Consider the following 16,116-nt stretch of genomic DNA (forward strand, 5'->3'; position numbering starts at 1 on the left):
ACTATTCAGATAATTGTCGGCTTGACGAAGTGGCGGCCCCTCAGGAGAATCGCAGCTTCGTCTTCCTGTCGGGTACCTTATGCAAGCGTTGCTGGAACATTTCATTACCCAATCGGTAATGTATTCGCTGATTGCCGTCGCGCTTGTCGCGTTTCTCGAATCGCTGGCACTGGTCGGGCTTATCCTGCCTGGCACCATCATGATGTCGGCCCTTGGGGCGCTAATTGGTAGCGGTGAAGTGAATTTCTGGCAGGCCTGGCTGGCGGGGATTATTGGCTGCTTGCTGGGGGACTGGATCTCATTTTGGCTTGGCTGGCGTTTCAAAAAGCCGCTGCACCGCTGGTCATTCATGAAGAAGAACAAAGCGCTGCTCGACAAGACCGAACATGCGCTGCATCAGCACAGCATGATAACCGTGCTGGTGGGCCGTTTTGTCGGCCCGACGCGTCCGCTGGTGCCGATGGTGGCCGGGATGCTCGACCTGCCGGTGTCCAAATTTATCCTTCCGAACATCATCGGGTGCCTGTTCTGGCCACCGGTCTATTTCCTGCCTGGCATTCTTGCCGGGGCGGCAATCGATATTCCGTCTGATGTTCAGAGCGGCAGCTTCAAGTGGCTCCTGCTGCTGGCGGCGGGCGTAGTCTGGCTGACGGCATGGCTTGGCTGGCGTTTATGGCGCAGCGGTAAATCAGGCACCGATCGCCTGACGCGTTATCTGCCACGGACGCGTCTGCTGTGGCTGACGCCGCTGATGACTATTCTGAGCGTGGTTTCACTCTATTTTCTGTTCAAACATCCGCTGATGCCGGTGTATCTGGATATTCTTGGCAAGGTCGTGAGTCGCTAATACCCAACAGGTGCGAGGCGCTGGCTTTGCCGCTGAGTAGTTCATCGGTCGGGCCATCCCAGGCGATGCGCCCGTCGGCAATCACCAGCGAACGTGGCGCAATCTTCAGCGCGTCTTCCACGCTGTGCGATACCATCAACAGCGTCAACTGCTGGCGCTGACAAACGTCGCTGACCAGCTGGAGCATCTCCTGACGTAGCGCAGGGTCGAGCGCTGAAAACGGTTCATCCAGCAACAGGATTGGCTGCTCGCGCACCAGACAACGCGCCAGGGCCGCACGCTGTCGCTGCCCACCGGACAGCTCACCGGGCAGCCGTTCCAGCAGCGATTCAATCCCCATTTGGCTCGCAATCACCCCGAGTTTATGCTGCTGGGCGGCATTCAGCTTGAGCCCCGGATGCATCCCGAGACCGATGTTTTGTCGCACCGTCAGATGGCTGAACAGATTGTTCTCCTGAAACAGCATCGACACCGGGCGCTTGGCCGGGGGCGTGAAGGTATGCGGCTGGTCGCCGATCAGCAGCGTCCCGCTCTCCGGCGTTAAAAATCCGGCAATCAGGTTTAGCAGGGTGCTTTTCCCCGCGCCGCTCGGGCCTAAGACGGCTATCTGCTCCCCCTGTTTGACGGACAGGGTAAAGCGCATCGGCAGATGCTCGTACAGCCAGGTGACATCATTCAGTTTTAGCATCACGCCCCGGAAGTTTTTCAATCACGGTAAATAACAGGAAACAGAGTATCAGCAGAATAAAGGCGGTGACCGCCCCATCCTGACTACGATAGGCACCCATCTGCTGATAAAGATAAAACGGTAGGGTGCGGAAATCCTCATTGCCAAACAGTGCCACCACGCCGAAATCGCCAATCGACAGCACGCAGGCGAAGGCCAGCGCCTGGGCGATAGGCCGCTTCAGGGCGCGCAGTTCAACGACCCGGAAACGGGTGAATCCCTGCATGCCAAGCGACTGGCACAACAGGCTGTAACGCGCGGTGGCGTCACGCATCGGGATTTCCAGCACCTTAAGCGCATACGGGATGGCCATCAGCGCATTGGTGAAAATCACAATTCCGTCAGCGGATGACGGCAGGCCAATGCTGTTATTGAGCAGTAGAAAGAAGCCGGTAGCCAGCACGATGCCCGGCATGGCGAGGATCAGCATCCCGCTCAACTCCAGCGCTTGTCCGGCGAAATTGAACTGTCTGGCGCGCAGTTCCCGACTGCTCCACAGCAGCATGAGCGTCAAGGTCACGCACAGCAATCCGGCGGCCACCGCGATGCGCAGCGAGGTCCACGCCGCCTGCCATAGCACGGGCTGCATCAGCACCTGCGGTAAATTACGGTTCAAGCCATCGATTCCCACCGCCAGCAGTGGTGGGAGCAACAGCAGTAGCGCCAGCCCGATCAGCATGCTGTCAGTTACCCGGCTGTGCAGGCGATCGTCCGGATCGCGCCAGCCGGTGTGCTGCGTATTCCCCGGGGCGAGGGAGCGACTCAGGCGCTGGCTAACCAACATCAGGCCCAGGCAGCAGATCATCTGCACGAGCGCCAGCATCGCCGCGCGTCCGGGATCGTAATCGAAATTGAGCGCCTGATAGATGGCGAGTTCGATCGTCGTGGCCTGTGGCCCGCCGCCGAGCGACAGGACGGTGGCGAAGCTTGCGAAGCACAGCATGAAAATCAGCGCGGCGGTGGCCGGGATTTGTCGCCGCATCCACGGCCATTCGACAAAGCGGAAGAAGCTAAAGCCGCGCATTCCCAACTGCGCCGCCAGCTGACGCTGTTCACCGGGGATCTGCTCCAGTGCCTGAAGCAGCAGCCGCGTTGCCATTGGCATATTAAAGAACACGTGCGCCAACAGAATGCCTTGCAGGCCATACGGCGAGAACGACCATTCCCAGCCGAGCCAATGGCATAGTTGAGCCAGCCAGCCCTGGCGACCGTATACGCTGAGAATGCCAAACACCGCCACCAGAACCGGCAGAATTAAGGTCATGGCGCACAGTCGGAGCAGGATTTGACGGCCTACAAAGCGGCGGCGGTAGAGGGCGCGGGCGAGGAAAATAGCGGGCACGACCGACAGCAGAGCGGACAGAAACGCCTGCCAGAAGGAAAACCGCACCACGTGCCAGAGATAGCTGTCGTGCAGGAAAGCCCCCCAGCTGGCGGTCGGGGAGTTAACCCACAATGCCAGAAACGCCGCCAGCGCAACAGCGACCATCAGGCTGGCCACCGTTGCGCCGGGTATCAGCCAGCCGGCGATTACTGGCTGACGGCGCGTTGCCATGCAGCAATCCAGTTCTGGCGCTGGGTAGCAACCTGTTGCGGGGTATATTCCAGCGTGCTTTTCGGTTTCACCAGACCGTTAAAACCGTCTGGCAGCGCCACGTCGGTGACCGGATACATCCAGTTCCCGGTCGGGATCGTTTTCTGGAACGCCGGGCTGACCATAAATTTCAGGAACTGTTCAGCCAACTGTGGCTGTTTGCTGGCGGCGGTCCGCGCGGCGACTTCGACCTGCAGATAGTGGCCTTCGGCGAAATCAGCGGCGGCGTAGTTGTCTTTCTTCTCTTCAATGATGTGATAAGCCGGGGAGGTGGTGTAGCTCAGCACCAGGTCGCTTTCCCCTTTCAGGAACAGGCCGTAGGCTTCGCTCCAGCCTTTGGTGACGGTGACGGTTTTGGCCGCCAGTTTCTGCCACGCTTGCGGGGATTTATCGCCATACACTTTCTGCATCCACAGCAGCAGGCCAAGACCTGGGGTGCTGGTACGTGGGTCTTGATAGATAACGCGCCATTTCTGCGGGCTCTCGACGAGGTCTTTCAGGCTTTTCGGCGGGTTCTTCAGCTTATTTTTGTCATACACGAACGCAAAGTAACCATAGTCGAATGGCACAAAGGTCTCGTTACTCCAGCCGCCAGGCACCTTGATCCCGGCGGTTGGCACACCGCTATTGGCGAACAGCCCGGTTTGGGTGGCGGCCTCAAGCAGATTGTTATCCAGCCCCAGCACCACGTCGGCTTTGCTATTTTTGCCTTCCATCCTTAAGCGGTTGAGCAACGAAACGCCGTCTTCCAGCGCCACGTATTTCAGCTCGCAGTTGCAGTCCGCTTCGAAGGCTTTTTTGACCGCAGGCCCCGGGCCCCAGTCGGCGGAGAAAGAGTCGTAGGTATAAACGGTGAGAACGGGTTTCGCGAAAGCAGGGACGCTTAACAGGAACAGGAATGGCAGGAGTTTTTTCAGCACTTTGCACCTCAAATTAAGGGGTGGCAAAGGATTTTGAGTAGCCTCAAATCCCTTCGCCGGCGTTATCCGGATCAGGTTCGACGGGTATCATCTCAGCCCATAAACGTCATCATTCAAGCCGCCTTGATGCCTCTCGAATGATTTTGTGTCGGTTTATTAGCACCCCGTTGAGAACGACAGCATTGTAATGAGTTTGTGACTTTTCAGAAAGCCTTAAGAATCCGGTGGCGCAAACCACGCCGATTTAAAGTCAAACCAGCCGAGGGTGTTCATGCGCAGACCGCGCATACTGCGCTGGCCCTGGATCATCAGCCAGTGGTGGATCAGCGGCACCACAGAACGCTGGGCGATAAGCTGCTGACACCAGTTGGCGAGGTGCATGTCACCAGCCTGCCATTCGGCGGCGGCCTGTTGCCAGTCGAGCGGGATACAGTGCTGGATCAGCGGCACTTCAAACAGCTGGGCAAACAGCGAGAAATCCAGCGGCAGGGTAAAGTTGGCGCTGTTCAGCCACATGTCGCTGTGTGCTTCACCCCGGTGCCACTCGTCGTAATCCAGCTCCTGAATCTCCAGCTTCACCTGATGTTCGGCCAGCAGGTCACCCATGATCCGCGCGATGTTTTTGTGTTCCAGATGTTCCCGATAATAGGTCAGGGTCAGCGTTTCCAGCCCGGCGGGTTTACCCCCTTTACCCGGACGCGCATGGTGCCAGCGTGGCAGCAGGCCGTAGGCCGGGAACCAGTGCCCCTGATACTGTTCATCGGCGTGATACAGCAGGTTGGCGGGGGAAAGGATTTTGCTCACCCACTCACGGACTTCATCGGAGACCCCTTTCTGGCTGCGGGCGTCGAACAGCAGGTAATAGCAGCCTTCTTCGAGGCGACTTTCAACCGCTTTTTCGCCGTCGGTAGGGCCTTCCAGCGTCAGGCCGCAGGTGACTTCCTCGCCGATTTCCGGTAGCACCCAGACGTTCACCTCATCTATCAGCGCCCGATAGCCAAAGAAGTCGTCAAAGGCATGGATTTTTAGCTGGTTTTGATTGTTACGTGCCACGGCGTAAGGCCCGGTGCCCACCGGCAGGCTGGAAAAGTGATTCATGCTTTCCCATTCACGCGGCAGGATCATCGCCGGAATGTGGCCGACCAGCCACGGCAGCCAGCGGTCAGGGCGTGCAAGATGAATATCCAGCGTCCAGGCGGTTGGGGAATCGATGCGCCGGATGTGAGCGTACAGCGGCAGGGCATTAATACGCTGTAGGGAATGGATAACGTCCTCCATTTCCAGTTCACGGCCATGGTGGAAATGAATCCCTGGCCGGAGATAAAAGCGCCACTGCAAAGGGGAAATCTGCTGCCAGTGATGGGCAATGTCCGCTTCCAGTTCCCCGTTTTCCTCATTTATACGCGTCAGGGCGCTAAATATCTGTCGGGCAATGTGGGTTTCCGAACGGCGTAACGGCGTGCCGGGTAGCAGATTGCGCATCGGACGATAGTAGAGCACCCGCAGGATGTGCCGCCCCTGGCGAAAGCTACGACCAAGATGTGAGACCAACATCTGACGCACGGTGGCTTTGTCTCCGACCAGTTGTACCAGCTGATCAATCCTGTCCTGTTCCAGTAAATCTTCCGCCCGCTGCTGCTGGAGCGCCAGGCCGGTATACAGGAACGTCAACCGCGAACGCTTCCCGCGCCCGGCTTCCGCCTGCCAGGTCAGCCAACCTCTCTCTTCCATGGTGTTCAGCAGCGTGCGCATATGGCGGCGCGAACAGCTGAGTAATTCGGCCAGCTCGTTGAGCGTGGTCTGCTGGGATTGACCGTCACAGCATTGCCATAACCGGATGAACTGTTGTTGCAGACGACCAGAGGACATAAAAGGGGAACTCCTGACGAAAACTCAGCAATTTATTTATCCTCATATTAAGCCAATAATCACTCCCGATGAAGTGAGGAGGTGAAGATGAAGAAGCCAACTGCCCGTCAGTTTTACCAACAGTACTTTTTGGCGACGCAGGGAGCGTCATGGCTGGCCCGCCTGGTCGCAGGAATGCGCCTGAAAATGCTGGAAGATTTGATGCAGTGGGATGTTACAAACCCGGTTTCGGATCTTCATTGACTTGACTTAATCATGTGTGACTGAGTATTGGTATCAGGCGAGAGCCTTGAAAGACCCGCCAGCAGAATGCTTCTGCTGGCTTTTTTCGTTTTCTTTTTTTGTGCGACGGGAATAAGCATGCATTGGTTAGCGACGATGGGACGACGACTGAACGGGGTGTACGCTGCCTTTATGCTGGTGGCGTTTATGGTAGGCGTGGCGGGTGCATTGCAGATGCCGACGTTAAGCCTGTTCCTCAGCCGGGAGGTAGGCGTGCAGCCATTCTGGGTCGGCCTGTTTTATACCGTCAACGCCATCGCCGGGATCGTGGTCAGCCTGGGGCTGGCTAAACGATCTGATAGCCAGGGCGATCGCCGCAAGCTGATTTTGTTCTGCTGCCTGATGGCGGTCGGCAATGCGTTGCTGTTTGCCTTTAATCGGCATTATCTGACGCTGCTTATCTGCGGCGTGATGCTGGCCTCGCTCGCCAATGCCCTGATGCCGCAGCTGTTTGCCCTGGCCCGTGAGTATGCCGACAGCTCAGCGCGTGAAGTGGTGATGTTCAGCTCGGTGATGCGTGCGCAGCTGTCGCTGGCGTGGGTGATTGGCCCGCCGCTGGCCTTTATGCTGGCGCTGAATTACGGCTTCACCACCATGTTCTCAATAGCGGCTGGGATATTTTTCCTGAGTCTGGTGCTGATTGCCTTTGCGCTGCCGTCGGTGTCGCGCGTCGAGACTTCCGCCGATGTCGCAGTCACCGAGGTTAGCGGCTGGGGCGATAAAAATGTGCGGATGCTGTTTGTGGCATCAACCCTGATGTGGACCTGCAATACCATGTACATCATCGACATGCCGCTGTGGATAAGCAGCGATCTGGGGCTGCCTGATAATCTGGCGGGCATTCTGATGGGCACCGCCGCCGGGCTGGAGATCCCGGCGATGATCCTCGCCGGATATTATGTGAAACGCTTCGGTAAGCGGCCGATGATGATTACCGCCGTGGCGGCCGGGGTGCTGTTCTATTTTGGGCTGATCCTGTTTCACTCCCATGAGGCGCTACTTTTCCTGCAACTTTTCAACGCGGTGTTTATCGGGATTATCGCCGGGATAGGAATGTTGTGGTTCCAGGATTTGATGCCGGGCAGGGCGGGTTCTGCGACCACGCTGTTTACCAACAGCATTTCAACCGGGGTCATTATTGCCGGGGTGATTCAGGGGGCGGTCTCACAGAGTTTTGGTCATCACGCGGTGTATTGGGTGATGGCGGCGGTGGCAGTGGTAACGCTGGGACTGACCTGTCGGGTGAAGGACGTTTAGTTTTTATTGCCCGGCCAGGCCTACGATCCTATGTCGGCCTGGCCGGGCAAAAAATCAGCTCATAAACGCAGGCTGCTTGTTCTCGTACTCCGAAATCGCACCTTCGTGTTGCAGCGTCAGCCCGATGCTGTCCAGACCGTTCAACATGCAGTGGCGACGGAACGCGTCGATGTTGAAGCTGTACGACTTGTCTCCGGCTTTCACCACCTGCGCTTCCAGATCCACTTCAAACGTCATGCCCGGGTTCGCCTGTACCTGCTGGAACAAATCGTCGACCTGTTCATCGCTGAGCGTGACCGGCAGGAGCTGGTTGTTGAAGCTATTGCCATAGAAGATATCGGCAAAACTCGGGGCAATCACCACTTTGAAACCGTAATCGGTCAACGCCCACGGGGCATGTTCTCGCGATGAACCACAGCCAAAGTTTTCACGCGCCAGCAGAATCGACGCGCCTTTAAACTCCGGGAAGTTCAGCACGAATTCCGGGTTTGGCTGCTCGCCTTTATCGTCAAGGAAGCGCCAGTCGTTAAACAGGTGTGCGCCAAAGCCGGTCCGGGTGACCTTCTGCAAAAACTGCTTAGGGATAATCGCATCGGTGTCCACGTTAGCCGCATCCAAAGGGACAACCAGGCCGGTGTGTTGGGTAAATTTCTCTGCCATGATGGTGCCCTTATTTCATGCTACGAATGTCGGCGAAATGGCCGGTAACGGCAGCCGCTGCGGCCATCGCCGGGCTGACCAGATGGGTTCGTCCGCCGCGGCCCTGACGGCCTTCAAAGTTGCGGTTGCTGGTTGAGGCACAGCGCTCGCCCGGGTTGAGGCGATCGTTGTTCATCGCCAGGCACATTGAGCAGCCCGGTAAACGCCATTCAAAACCGGCCTCAATGAAAATCTTGTCCAGCCCTTCCGCTTCGGCCTGTGCTTTTACCGGGCCGGAGCCTGGCACCACTAACGCCTGAACGCCAGGTGCGACTTTGCGACCTTTGGCGATTTCTGCCGCTGCGCGTAAATCTTCAATGCGGGAGTTGGTGCAGGAGCCGATAAACACTTTATCGATAGCCACGTCGGTCAGCGGGACGCCCGGCTTCAGGCCCATGTAGGCCAGCGCTTTTTCAGCACTTGCTCGCTCAACCGGATCGGCGAACGAAGCCGGATCGGGAATGCTGTCATTGACGGAAATCACCTGTCCTGGGTTGGTGCCCCAGGTCACTTGTGGGGCAATCTCTTCAGCTTGCAGGGTGACAATGGTATCGAATGTTGCACCATCGTCGGTTTTCAGGGTTTTCCAGTACGCCACGGCGGCGTCAAAGTTTTCCGCTTTTGGCGCGTGCAGACGGCCTTTCACGTAGTTGAAGGTAGTGTCATCCGGTGCGACCAGGCCCGCTTTGGCACCCATTTCAATTGCCATGTTGCACAGGGTCATACGCCCTTCCATGGTCAGCGCCTGGATGGCGTCGCCGCAGAATTCGACCACGTGACCGGTGCCACCCGCGCTGCCGGTTTTACCGATGATCGCCAACACGATGTCTTTGGCGGTGATGCCCGGCGCAGCTTTGCCATTCACTTCGATTTTCATGGTTTTGGCGCGGCCCTGTTTCAGGGTCTGCGTCGCCAACACGTGTTCCACTTCGGAGGTGCCTATTCCGAAGGCCAGGGCACCAAACGCCCCGTGGGTTGCGGTATGCGAATCACCGCAGACGATAGTCATGCCCGGCAGGGTGATGCCCTGTTCCGGCCCCATCACATGCACAATGCCTTGATACGGGTGATTCAGGTCATACAGCTCCACCCCGAACTCATTACAGTTTTTGATAAGCTCCTGCATCTGAATGCGAGCCATCTCACCGGAGGCGTTGATGTCTTTGGTCTGGGTCGAGACGTTGTGATCCATCGTCGCGAAGGTTTTACCCGGCTGACGCACCGGGCGGTGGTGCGCCCGCAGACCGTCAAAAGCCTGCGGGGAGGTCACTTCATGAACCAGATGACGGTCGATATACAGCAGCGGGGTCTCGTTTGGTGCCTCGTGCACAATATGCGCATCAAACAATTTCTCATATAACGTCTTCGCCATGATTACACCCCTTCAGCTACATAGCGGGCGATGATGTCGCCCATTTCATCGGTACTGACGGCGGCATTGCCACGCGCCAAATCACCGGTGCGCACGCCTTGCTCTAATGCGCGGTTGATCGCGCTTTCGATAGCGGTGGCCGCCGCGTCGGCATCCAGGCTGTAGCGCAACAGCAGCGCCAGCGACAGGATTTGCGCAATCGGGTTGGCGATGTTTTTGCCCGCGATATCCGGGGCGGAACCGCCTGCCGGTTCATACAGGCCAAAACCTTGTTCATTCAGGCTGGCAGACGGCAACATCCCCATTGAACCGGTGATCATCGCGCATTCATCAGACAGAATGTCGCCGAACAGGTTGGAGCACAGCAGCACGTCGAACTGCGACGGATCTTTAATCAGCTGCATGGTGGCGTTGTCGATGTACATATGCGCCAGTTCAACGTCCGGATACTCTTTGGCGATTTCGTTCACGATTTCACGCCATAAAATGGACGACTGCAGCACGTTGGCTTTATCAATCGAGGTCACTTTGTGACGGCGTTTACGCGCCGATTCAAACGCGATGCGGGCAATGCGCTCAATTTCAAAACGGTGATACACCTCGGTATCGAACGCTTTCTCATGCTGTCCGCTGCCTTCACGGCCCTTTGGCTGACCGAAGTAAATGCCGCCGGTCAGTTCACGCACGCACAGAATGTCGAAGCCGTTTGCGGCGATATCGGCGCGCAGCGGGCAGAACTCTTCCAGGCCCTGATACAGTTTGGCTGGACGCAGGTTGGAGAACAGCTTGAAGTGCTTACGCAGCGGCAGCAGCGCCCCGCGCTCTGGTTGTTCAGCCGGGGGCAGATGTTCCCATTTTGGGCCGCCTACGGAACCGAACAGGATTGCATCCGCTTGTTCACAGCCTTCGACGGTGGCCTGTGGCAGCGGTTTACCGTGCTTGTCGATGGCGATACCGCCTACGTCATAGTGGCTGGTGCTGATGCGGATATCGAAACGCTGACGAACGGCTTCCAGTACTTTCAGGGCCTGCGCCATCACTTCCGGGCCAATACCGTCACCCGGCAAAACGGCAATATGGTAGTTCTTCGACATTACACGGTTTCCTTTTTGTTCTCGTTATTCTGCGCTTTGCGCTGCAACTCTTTTTCGACTTCATTGGCACGCCAGATGCTGTTCAGCACGTGAACCATCGCTTTGGCGGAGGATTCAACGATATCGGTCGCCAGACCGACGCCGTGGAAGCGACGACCGTTGTAATTGGCGACGATATCTACCTGGCCCAGCGCATCTTTGCCATGGCCTTTGGCGGTCAGACCGTATTTGACCAGTTCGATGTCGTATTGGGTGAGGCGGTTAATGGCCTGATACACCGCATCGACCGGGCCATTACCGTTGGCGGCTTCAGCTTTCACTTCGTCGCCACAGGCCAGTTTGACCGAGGCAGTGGCGATATCGTTAGAGCCAGACTGCACGCTGAAGTAATCCAGACGGAAATGTTCAGGCTCTTCCTGCTGCTTGTTAATGAAGGCCAGGGCTTCCAGGTCGTAATCGAAGACCTGACCTTTTTTATCTGCCAGTTTCAGGAATGCGTCGTACAGGTTATCGAGGCTGTAGTCGGCTTCTTTGTAGCCCATTTCATCCATGCGGTGCTTCACGGCGGCACGGCCAGAGCGTGAGGTCAGGTTCAACTGCACCTGGTTCAGGCCGATGGATTCCGGGGTCATGATTTCGTAGTTTTCGCGATTCTTCAGCACGCCATCCTGGTGGATACCGGAGGAGTGCGCGAAAGCACCTGTGCCAACAATCGCTTTGTTCGCGGGGATCGGCATGTTGCAAATTTGGCTCACGGTCTGACTGGTACGCCAGATTTCATTGTGATTGATCTGGGTCTGCACGTTCATGATGTCTTTGCGGACCTTGATAGCCATGATCACTTCTTCCAGCGAGCAGTTACCGGCACGTTCACCGATCCCGTTCATGGCACCTTCAACCTGACGCGCTCCGGCGTGGACGGCGGCGATGGCGTTCCCGACCGCCAGACCCAAATCGTCGTGGGTGTGAACGGAGATGATGGCTTTATCAATGTTAGGCACGCGCTCATACAGGCCGGAGATGATATTGGCGAACTCGAATGGCATGGTGTAGCCCACGGTGTCCGGGATGTTAATCGTACGCGCCCCGGCATTGATGGCGGCCTCTACCACGCGAGATAAGTCGTCAATCGGCGTGCGGCCCGCATCTTCACAAGAAAACTCCACGTCGTCGGTATAGTTACGGGCGCGTTTAATCATATAGATGGAGCGCTCGATAACCTCATCCAGCGTGCTGCGCAACTTAGTGGCGATATGCATCGGCGAGGTGGCAATGAAGGTATGAATACGGAAGGCTTCAGCGACTTTCAGCGATTCAGCCGCAACATCAATATCTTTCTCAACGCAGCGGGCCAGGGCGCAGACGCGGCTATTTTTGATGGTGCGCGCAATGGTCTGAACGGAATCAAAATCGCCAGGGGAAGAGACAGGGAAGCCGACCTCCATCACGTCAACGCCCATACGCTCGAGGGCCAGCGCAATCTGCAGTTTCTCTTTCACGCTCAAACTTGCCTGTAATGCCTGTTCACCGTCACGTAAGGTGGTATCGAAGATAACGACTTGTTGGCTCATGGTTTTAGGTCCTTGTCAGTCTTAGGTCGCCTTGCTACGAGCATAAAAAAACCCGCGCTAAGGCGCGGGTTTTTAGTCTTACTGGGAGATGACTTAACGTAAAACGTCGCCCACCAGTCTACCGCGCAGAATGAATGCGTTTAGTAGTAGTAGACCGGTGAAACGAGATGTACGAATCATTGCGTCATGCTCCAGATGAATGCGTTATGCTTTTAGTGGTACTGGATATGGCAGGCACTGTCAACCTTTTCTGAGGTAAGGCACGTATTCAACAGGGCGACGCTCAGAAACTTCTTTAGCTAATTGTGCTGATTGCGGGGTTATTTTTCGCAGATTGTTTTAATCTGCGTTTACTGTTTTAATAAAATGAATCATCTCATCATAATTATTTGCATCCGGAAACGGATTGGCACGTTCAGCACTCCGCGGTAACGCAATGATATAGTGATGATTCGTATGGAAGAGAAGATGAATTTAGGAATTTTCACAGTTTAATGATAATAATTTGTTATGTGAATACTGATTTTTTAAAAAGTCCTTAAGTACAACTAAATTATTCTTGTTCTAAAGTGCTGTTGTTTATTACTCTGGTTTATGAGTAAAATTTGACTACAAAGCCGCAGTTATTGATTGATGGGGAATTGAACAGCGCTCAACGTTGCGTTAACCCTTGTCTAACCGAGTTCTGCAGGTAAAACTTTATAAAATCCTAATTTTCTCTGTATCTCTTCTTTTGAATGTATATGCATGGTAAATCATATTTTCAGAAATTATTGCTGTATCCAGGCAAAGGGAGCTATGTGTGACAGTGGAGTCAAGTATGATCGTTGAAAAAGAAGTCCCCGAACCCGGTTCGGGACAGGAGCATATCCGCCCCCAGCTCCGTTCGGTGGATCTCAATTTGCTGACAGTTTTTGATGCAGTAATGCAGGAACAAAATATTACCCGTGCTGCACATATTCTGGGAATGTCGCAGCCCGCAGTCAGTAACGCCGTTTCTCGCCTGAAAGTGATGTTCAACGATGAACTGTTTGTGCGCTATGGACGCGGCATTCAGCCCACAGCCAGAGCCTCTCAGCTCTTTGGTTCCATCCGCCAGGCGTTGCAATTAGTACAAAACGAGTTGCCGGGTTCTGGCTTCGAACCTATCAGCAGTGAACGGGTGTTTAATCTTTGCGTCTGTAGTCCTCTTGATAATTATTTAACCTCATTAATTCTTAATAATGTGAATGAGGTCGCACCGAATATCCATCTCGTGTTTAAGTCCTGCTTAAATCAAAATACTGAACACCAGTTACGCTATCAGGAACTTGAGTTTGTTATCGGTTACGAAGAATTCCGCCGTCCCGAGTTTGCCTGCGTGCCGTTATTTCACGATGAAATGGTGTTAGTGGCCAGTGCCAACCATCCTCGGTTGGTGGGGCCGCTGAAAGAAAGCGATATTTATCAGGAGGAACATGCCACGGTTTCTCTCGAGCGTTATGCCTCATTCAGTCAACCCTGGTACGATACGCCAGAAAAACAGGCCTGTATTGCCTATCAGGGAATGGCGTTAATCAGCGTGCTTAATGTGGTATCGCAAACCGAACTTATTGCTATTGCCCCCCGCTGGTTAGCTGAGGGCTTTAAACAAAAACTCAATCTTCAGTTATTACCGCTGCCGATGAAATTAAACAGTCGGACCTGTTTCCTCTCCTGGCATGAAGCTGCGGGTCGCGACAAAGGCCATCAGTGGATGGAAGAGTTACTGGTCTCCGTTTGTCGTCATTAAAACCGATGCGAATAAACCAGATGTAAAAGCATCTGGTTTATTCCATAAATTTTCTAAATTCCGATATTTTCCACTAATGTACTTTCATCTGATCGCCTGCGCTCAGATTAAAAATGCATGATCGCCTGTGATGTGCCTTATCCTTCGAGTTTTCCCTATCATCTTTTCTTATTTCTGAAGTATTCCACCATTAAGTTTTCCTGCACCTTTCTATTGTTCTGTAATCCGAGGTTGTGACCGTTGGGCGGCTGATTGCCTGCCCGGAGGCGAGCGGTTATGTTAAGGAAATGCTGTCATTCAAAAATCAACGGGGCGCGGTTAAACCCTGTTGTATGACGATGCGGAAATGAGTTCCGCCGTCATTACACTAAGCCTGGAGGCAAACCATGGAGATGTTGACTGGCGCCGAGATGGTCGTTCGATCGTTAATCGATCAGGGCGTGAAGCAGGTATTCGGCTATCCCGGGGGCGCGGTTCTCGATATTTATGACGCGCTGCACACTGTCGGTGGGATCGACCACGTGCTGGTTCGTCACGAGCAGGCGGCCGTACATATGGCGGATGGCCTGGCGCGTGCGACTGGCGAAGTTGGCGTAGTGCTTGTGACGTCCGGTCCCGGTGCGACCAATGCTATCACCGGGATTGCGACTGCCTACATGGATTCCATTCCTTTAGTTATTCTTTCCGGGCAGGTTGCCACCTCGCTGATTGGCTATGATGCCTTCCAGGAGTGCGACATGGTGGGGGTTTCTCGCCCGGTGGTAAAACACAGCTTCCTGGTGAAGCAGACCGAAGATATCCCCGGCGTTCTGAAAAAGGCATTCTGGCTGGCTGCCAGTGGCCGCCCTGGCCCGGTGGTGGTCGATTTACCCAAAGATATTCTGAGCCCGGCCAACAAACTGCCATACAGCTGGCCGGATGCGGTCAGTATGCGTTCCTATAACCCGACCACCACCGGGCACAAAGGCCAAATTAAGCGCGCGTTGCAAACGCTGATTGCCGCTAAGAAACCGGTGGTTTACGTAGGTGGCGGGGCGATTACGTCCTCCAGCGAAGCGGTGCTGCGCACACTCATTGAAAAGCTGAATTTGCCGGTCGCCTCCTCGTTAATGGGCCTGGGGGCATTTCCGGCGACCCATCGTCAGTCGCTGGGTATGTTGGGGATGCACGGGACGTATGAGGCCAACATGACGATGCACCACTCCGACGTGATTTTTGCTGTCGGGGTGCGCTTCGACGATCGCACCACCAACAACCTTGCGAAATATTGTCCGAACGCCACCGTGCTGCATATTGATATCGACCCGACATCAATTTCCAAAACGGTGTCTGCCGACGTGCCAATCGTGGGTGATGCACGCCAGGTGCTGGAACAAATGTTGGAGATGCTTGAGCAAGAGAGTGCCTTGCAGCCACTGGATGATATCCGCGACTGGTGGCAGCAAATCGACCAGTGGCGCAGTCGTCAGTGTCTGAAGTACGACACGCAGAGTGAACACATCAAGCCTCAAGCTGTTATCGAAACCATCTGGAAACTGACCCATGGTGAAGCCTACGTCACGTCTGACGTGGGTCAGCATCAGATGTTTGCGGCACTGTATTATCCATTTGATAAACCACGTCACTGGATCAACTCCGGTGGCCTCGGCACGATGGGCTTCGGCCTGCCTGCGGCCCTGGGTGTGAAAATGGCGCTGCCCGCCGAAACGGTGGTCTGCGTGACCGGTGATGGTAGTATTCAAATGAACATCCAGGAGTTGTCTACCGCGTTGCAGTATGAACTGCCGGTGCTGGTGTTGAATCTCAACAACGGTTATCTCGGAATGGTGAAGCAGTGGCAGGACATGATCTACTCCGGCCGTCATTCCCAATCCTATATGTCGTCGCTGCCTGATTTCGTGCGTCTGGCCGAAGCATACGGCCATGTCGGCATGCGCATCAGTAATCCTGCCGAGCTGGAAGCCAAACTGGGCGAAGCGCTGGAGCAGGTTCGCAACAACCGCCTGGTGTTTGTGGATGTCATCGTCGACGGCAGCGAGCACGTCTACCCGATGCACATTCGCGGTGGCGGTATGGATGAAATGTGGTTGAGCAAAACGGAGAGAACCTGATT

General features: G+C 55.2%; 14 protein-coding genes and 1 riboswitch. Of the genes, 5 read left to right on the plus strand and 9 right to left on the minus strand.

The features are described 5' to 3' along the window. Positions 1-79 precede the first annotated feature (79 nt). The gene (locus SIK69_RS01340) at positions 80-847 is read left to right on the plus strand and encodes a DedA family protein (protein WP_319628204.1); all 768 of its coding nucleotides are present in this window, start codon (positions 80-82) and stop codon (positions 845-847) included. Here the strand turns inward: SIK69_RS01340 and thiQ are convergent. The 4 genes from thiQ to sgrR all read right to left on the minus strand — a co-directional run bounded on the left by thiQ (position 789) and on the right by sgrR (position 5,957). After that, positions 789-1,535, minus strand: coding sequence for a thiamine ABC transporter ATP-binding protein ThiQ (thiQ, locus tag SIK69_RS01345; protein ID WP_319628203.1), 747 nt, complete (start codon positions 1,533-1,535; stop codon positions 789-791). The two genes, SIK69_RS01340 and thiQ, sit on opposite strands and share 59 nt — an antisense overlap. Beyond that, on the minus strand, positions 1,519-3,129 hold the full coding sequence (gene thiP, locus SIK69_RS01350) for a thiamine/thiamine pyrophosphate ABC transporter permease ThiP (protein ID WP_319785229.1): 1,611 nt from the start codon (positions 3,127-3,129) through the stop codon (positions 1,519-1,521). The genes thiQ and thiP overlap by 17 nt, the downstream gene beginning before the upstream one ends. Further along, on the minus strand, positions 3,105-4,088 hold the full coding sequence (thiB, locus tag SIK69_RS01355) for a thiamine ABC transporter substrate binding subunit (protein WP_319785230.1): 984 nt from the start codon (positions 4,086-4,088) through the stop codon (positions 3,105-3,107). Before thiB ends, thiP begins: the two co-directional genes overlap by 25 nt. 30 nt (positions 4,089-4,118) lie before the next feature. Continuing rightward, positions 4,119-4,265: riboswitch (TPP riboswitch) on the minus strand. Between the two features lie 36 nt (positions 4,266-4,301). After that, the gene (gene sgrR, locus SIK69_RS01360; protein ID WP_319628200.1) at positions 4,302-5,957 is read right to left on the minus strand and encodes an HTH-type transcriptional regulator SgrR; all 1,656 of its coding nucleotides are present in this window, start codon (positions 5,955-5,957) and stop codon (positions 4,302-4,304) included. An 87-nt stretch (positions 5,958-6,044) separates the two neighbouring features. On the opposite strand from sgrR, the gene sgrT reads away from it, so the two are divergent. Further along, positions 6,045-6,200: a glucose uptake inhibitor SgrT gene (sgrT, locus tag SIK69_RS01365; RefSeq protein WP_319628199.1), complete on the plus strand. Its 156-nt coding sequence runs from the start codon at positions 6,045-6,047 to the stop codon at positions 6,198-6,200. A 117-nt stretch (positions 6,201-6,317) separates the two neighbouring features. Beyond that, on the plus strand, positions 6,318-7,496 hold the full coding sequence (locus tag SIK69_RS01370; protein WP_319628198.1) for a sugar efflux transporter: 1,179 nt from the start codon (positions 6,318-6,320) through the stop codon (positions 7,494-7,496). A 54-nt stretch (positions 7,497-7,550) separates the two neighbouring features. Here SIK69_RS01370 and leuD read toward each other — a convergent pair whose 3' ends face one another. The 5 genes from leuD to leuL all read right to left on the minus strand — a co-directional run bounded on the left by leuD (position 7,551) and on the right by leuL (position 12,412). Next, positions 7,551-8,156: a 3-isopropylmalate dehydratase small subunit gene (gene leuD, locus SIK69_RS01375; RefSeq protein ID WP_319628197.1), complete on the minus strand. Its 606-nt coding sequence runs from the start codon at positions 8,154-8,156 to the stop codon at positions 7,551-7,553. A gap of 10 nt (positions 8,157-8,166) precedes the next feature. Next, positions 8,167-9,567 (minus strand): 3-isopropylmalate dehydratase large subunit, encoded by a 1,401-nt coding sequence (gene leuC / locus SIK69_RS01380; protein ID WP_319628196.1) that lies wholly within the window; start codon positions 9,565-9,567, stop codon positions 8,167-8,169. A 2-nt stretch (positions 9,568-9,569) separates the two neighbouring features. Continuing rightward, positions 9,570-10,661 carry a 3-isopropylmalate dehydrogenase gene (gene leuB / locus SIK69_RS01385; RefSeq protein WP_319785231.1) on the minus strand — a complete coding sequence of 364 codons (1,092 nt, stop codon included), beginning with the start codon at positions 10,659-10,661 and terminating at the stop codon, positions 9,570-9,572. After that, on the minus strand, positions 10,661-12,232 hold the full coding sequence (gene leuA, locus SIK69_RS01390) for a 2-isopropylmalate synthase (RefSeq protein ID WP_319628194.1): 1,572 nt from the start codon (positions 12,230-12,232) through the stop codon (positions 10,661-10,663). The genes leuB and leuA overlap by 1 nt, the downstream gene beginning before the upstream one ends. A gap of 93 nt (positions 12,233-12,325) precedes the next feature. Next, positions 12,326-12,412 (minus strand): leu operon leader peptide, encoded by an 87-nt coding sequence (gene leuL, locus SIK69_RS22910; protein ID WP_110510754.1) that lies wholly within the window; start codon positions 12,410-12,412, stop codon positions 12,326-12,328. A gap of 640 nt (positions 12,413-13,052) precedes the next feature. Here leuL and leuO point away from each other — a divergent pair. Both leuO and ilvI read left to right on the plus strand, forming a co-directional pair. Further along, entirely contained in the window at positions 13,053-14,003 is a 951-nt protein-coding gene (leuO, locus tag SIK69_RS01395) for a transcriptional regulator LeuO (RefSeq protein ID WP_319628193.1), read from the plus strand. A gap of 386 nt (positions 14,004-14,389) precedes the next feature. Beyond that, positions 14,390-16,114, plus strand: coding sequence for an acetolactate synthase 3 large subunit (ilvI, locus tag SIK69_RS01400; RefSeq protein ID WP_319628192.1), 1,725 nt, complete (start codon positions 14,390-14,392; stop codon positions 16,112-16,114). Positions 16,115-16,116: the final 2 nt, after the last annotated feature.

Origin of the sequence: Scandinavium lactucae (genome assembly GCF_033843265.1) — a bacterium.
Taxonomy (GTDB): domain Bacteria; phylum Pseudomonadota; class Gammaproteobacteria; order Enterobacterales; family Enterobacteriaceae; genus Scandinavium; species Scandinavium lactucae.

Bases quoted from the DNA above. Each gene is read 5' to 3' on its own strand.
- SIK69_RS01340 (WP_319628204.1), top strand. From the start codon at position 80: ATGCAAGCGTTGCTGGAACATTTCATTACCCAATCGGTAATGTATTCG.
- thiQ (WP_319628203.1), bottom strand. From the start codon at position 1,535: ATGCTAAAACTGAATGATGTCACCTGGCTGTACGAGCATCTGCCGATG.
- thiP (WP_319785229.1), bottom strand. From the start codon at position 3,129: ATGGCAACGCGCCGTCAGCCAGTAATCGCCGGCTGGCTGATACCCGGC.
- sgrR (WP_319628200.1), bottom strand. From the start codon at position 5,957: ATGTCCTCTGGTCGTCTGCAACAACAGTTCATCCGGTTATGGCAATGC.
- sgrT (WP_319628199.1), top strand. From the start codon at position 6,045: ATGAAGAAGCCAACTGCCCGTCAGTTTTACCAACAGTACTTTTTGGCG.
- SIK69_RS01370 (WP_319628198.1), top strand. From the start codon at position 6,318: ATGCATTGGTTAGCGACGATGGGACGACGACTGAACGGGGTGTACGCT.
- leuD (WP_319628197.1), bottom strand. From the start codon at position 8,156: ATGGCAGAGAAATTTACCCAACACACCGGCCTGGTTGTCCCTTTGGAT.
- leuC (WP_319628196.1), bottom strand. From the start codon at position 9,567: ATGGCGAAGACGTTATATGAGAAATTGTTTGATGCGCATATTGTGCAC.
- leuB (WP_319785231.1), bottom strand. From the start codon at position 10,661: ATGTCGAAGAACTACCATATTGCCGTTTTGCCGGGTGACGGTATTGGC.
- leuA (WP_319628194.1), bottom strand. From the start codon at position 12,232: ATGAGCCAACAAGTCGTTATCTTCGATACCACCTTACGTGACGGTGAA.
- leuL (WP_110510754.1), bottom strand. From the start codon at position 12,412: ATGATTCGTACATCTCGTTTCACCGGTCTACTACTACTAAACGCATTC.
- leuO (WP_319628193.1), top strand. From the start codon at position 13,053: ATGATCGTTGAAAAAGAAGTCCCCGAACCCGGTTCGGGACAGGAGCAT.
- ilvI (WP_319628192.1), top strand. From the start codon at position 14,390: ATGGAGATGTTGACTGGCGCCGAGATGGTCGTTCGATCGTTAATCGAT.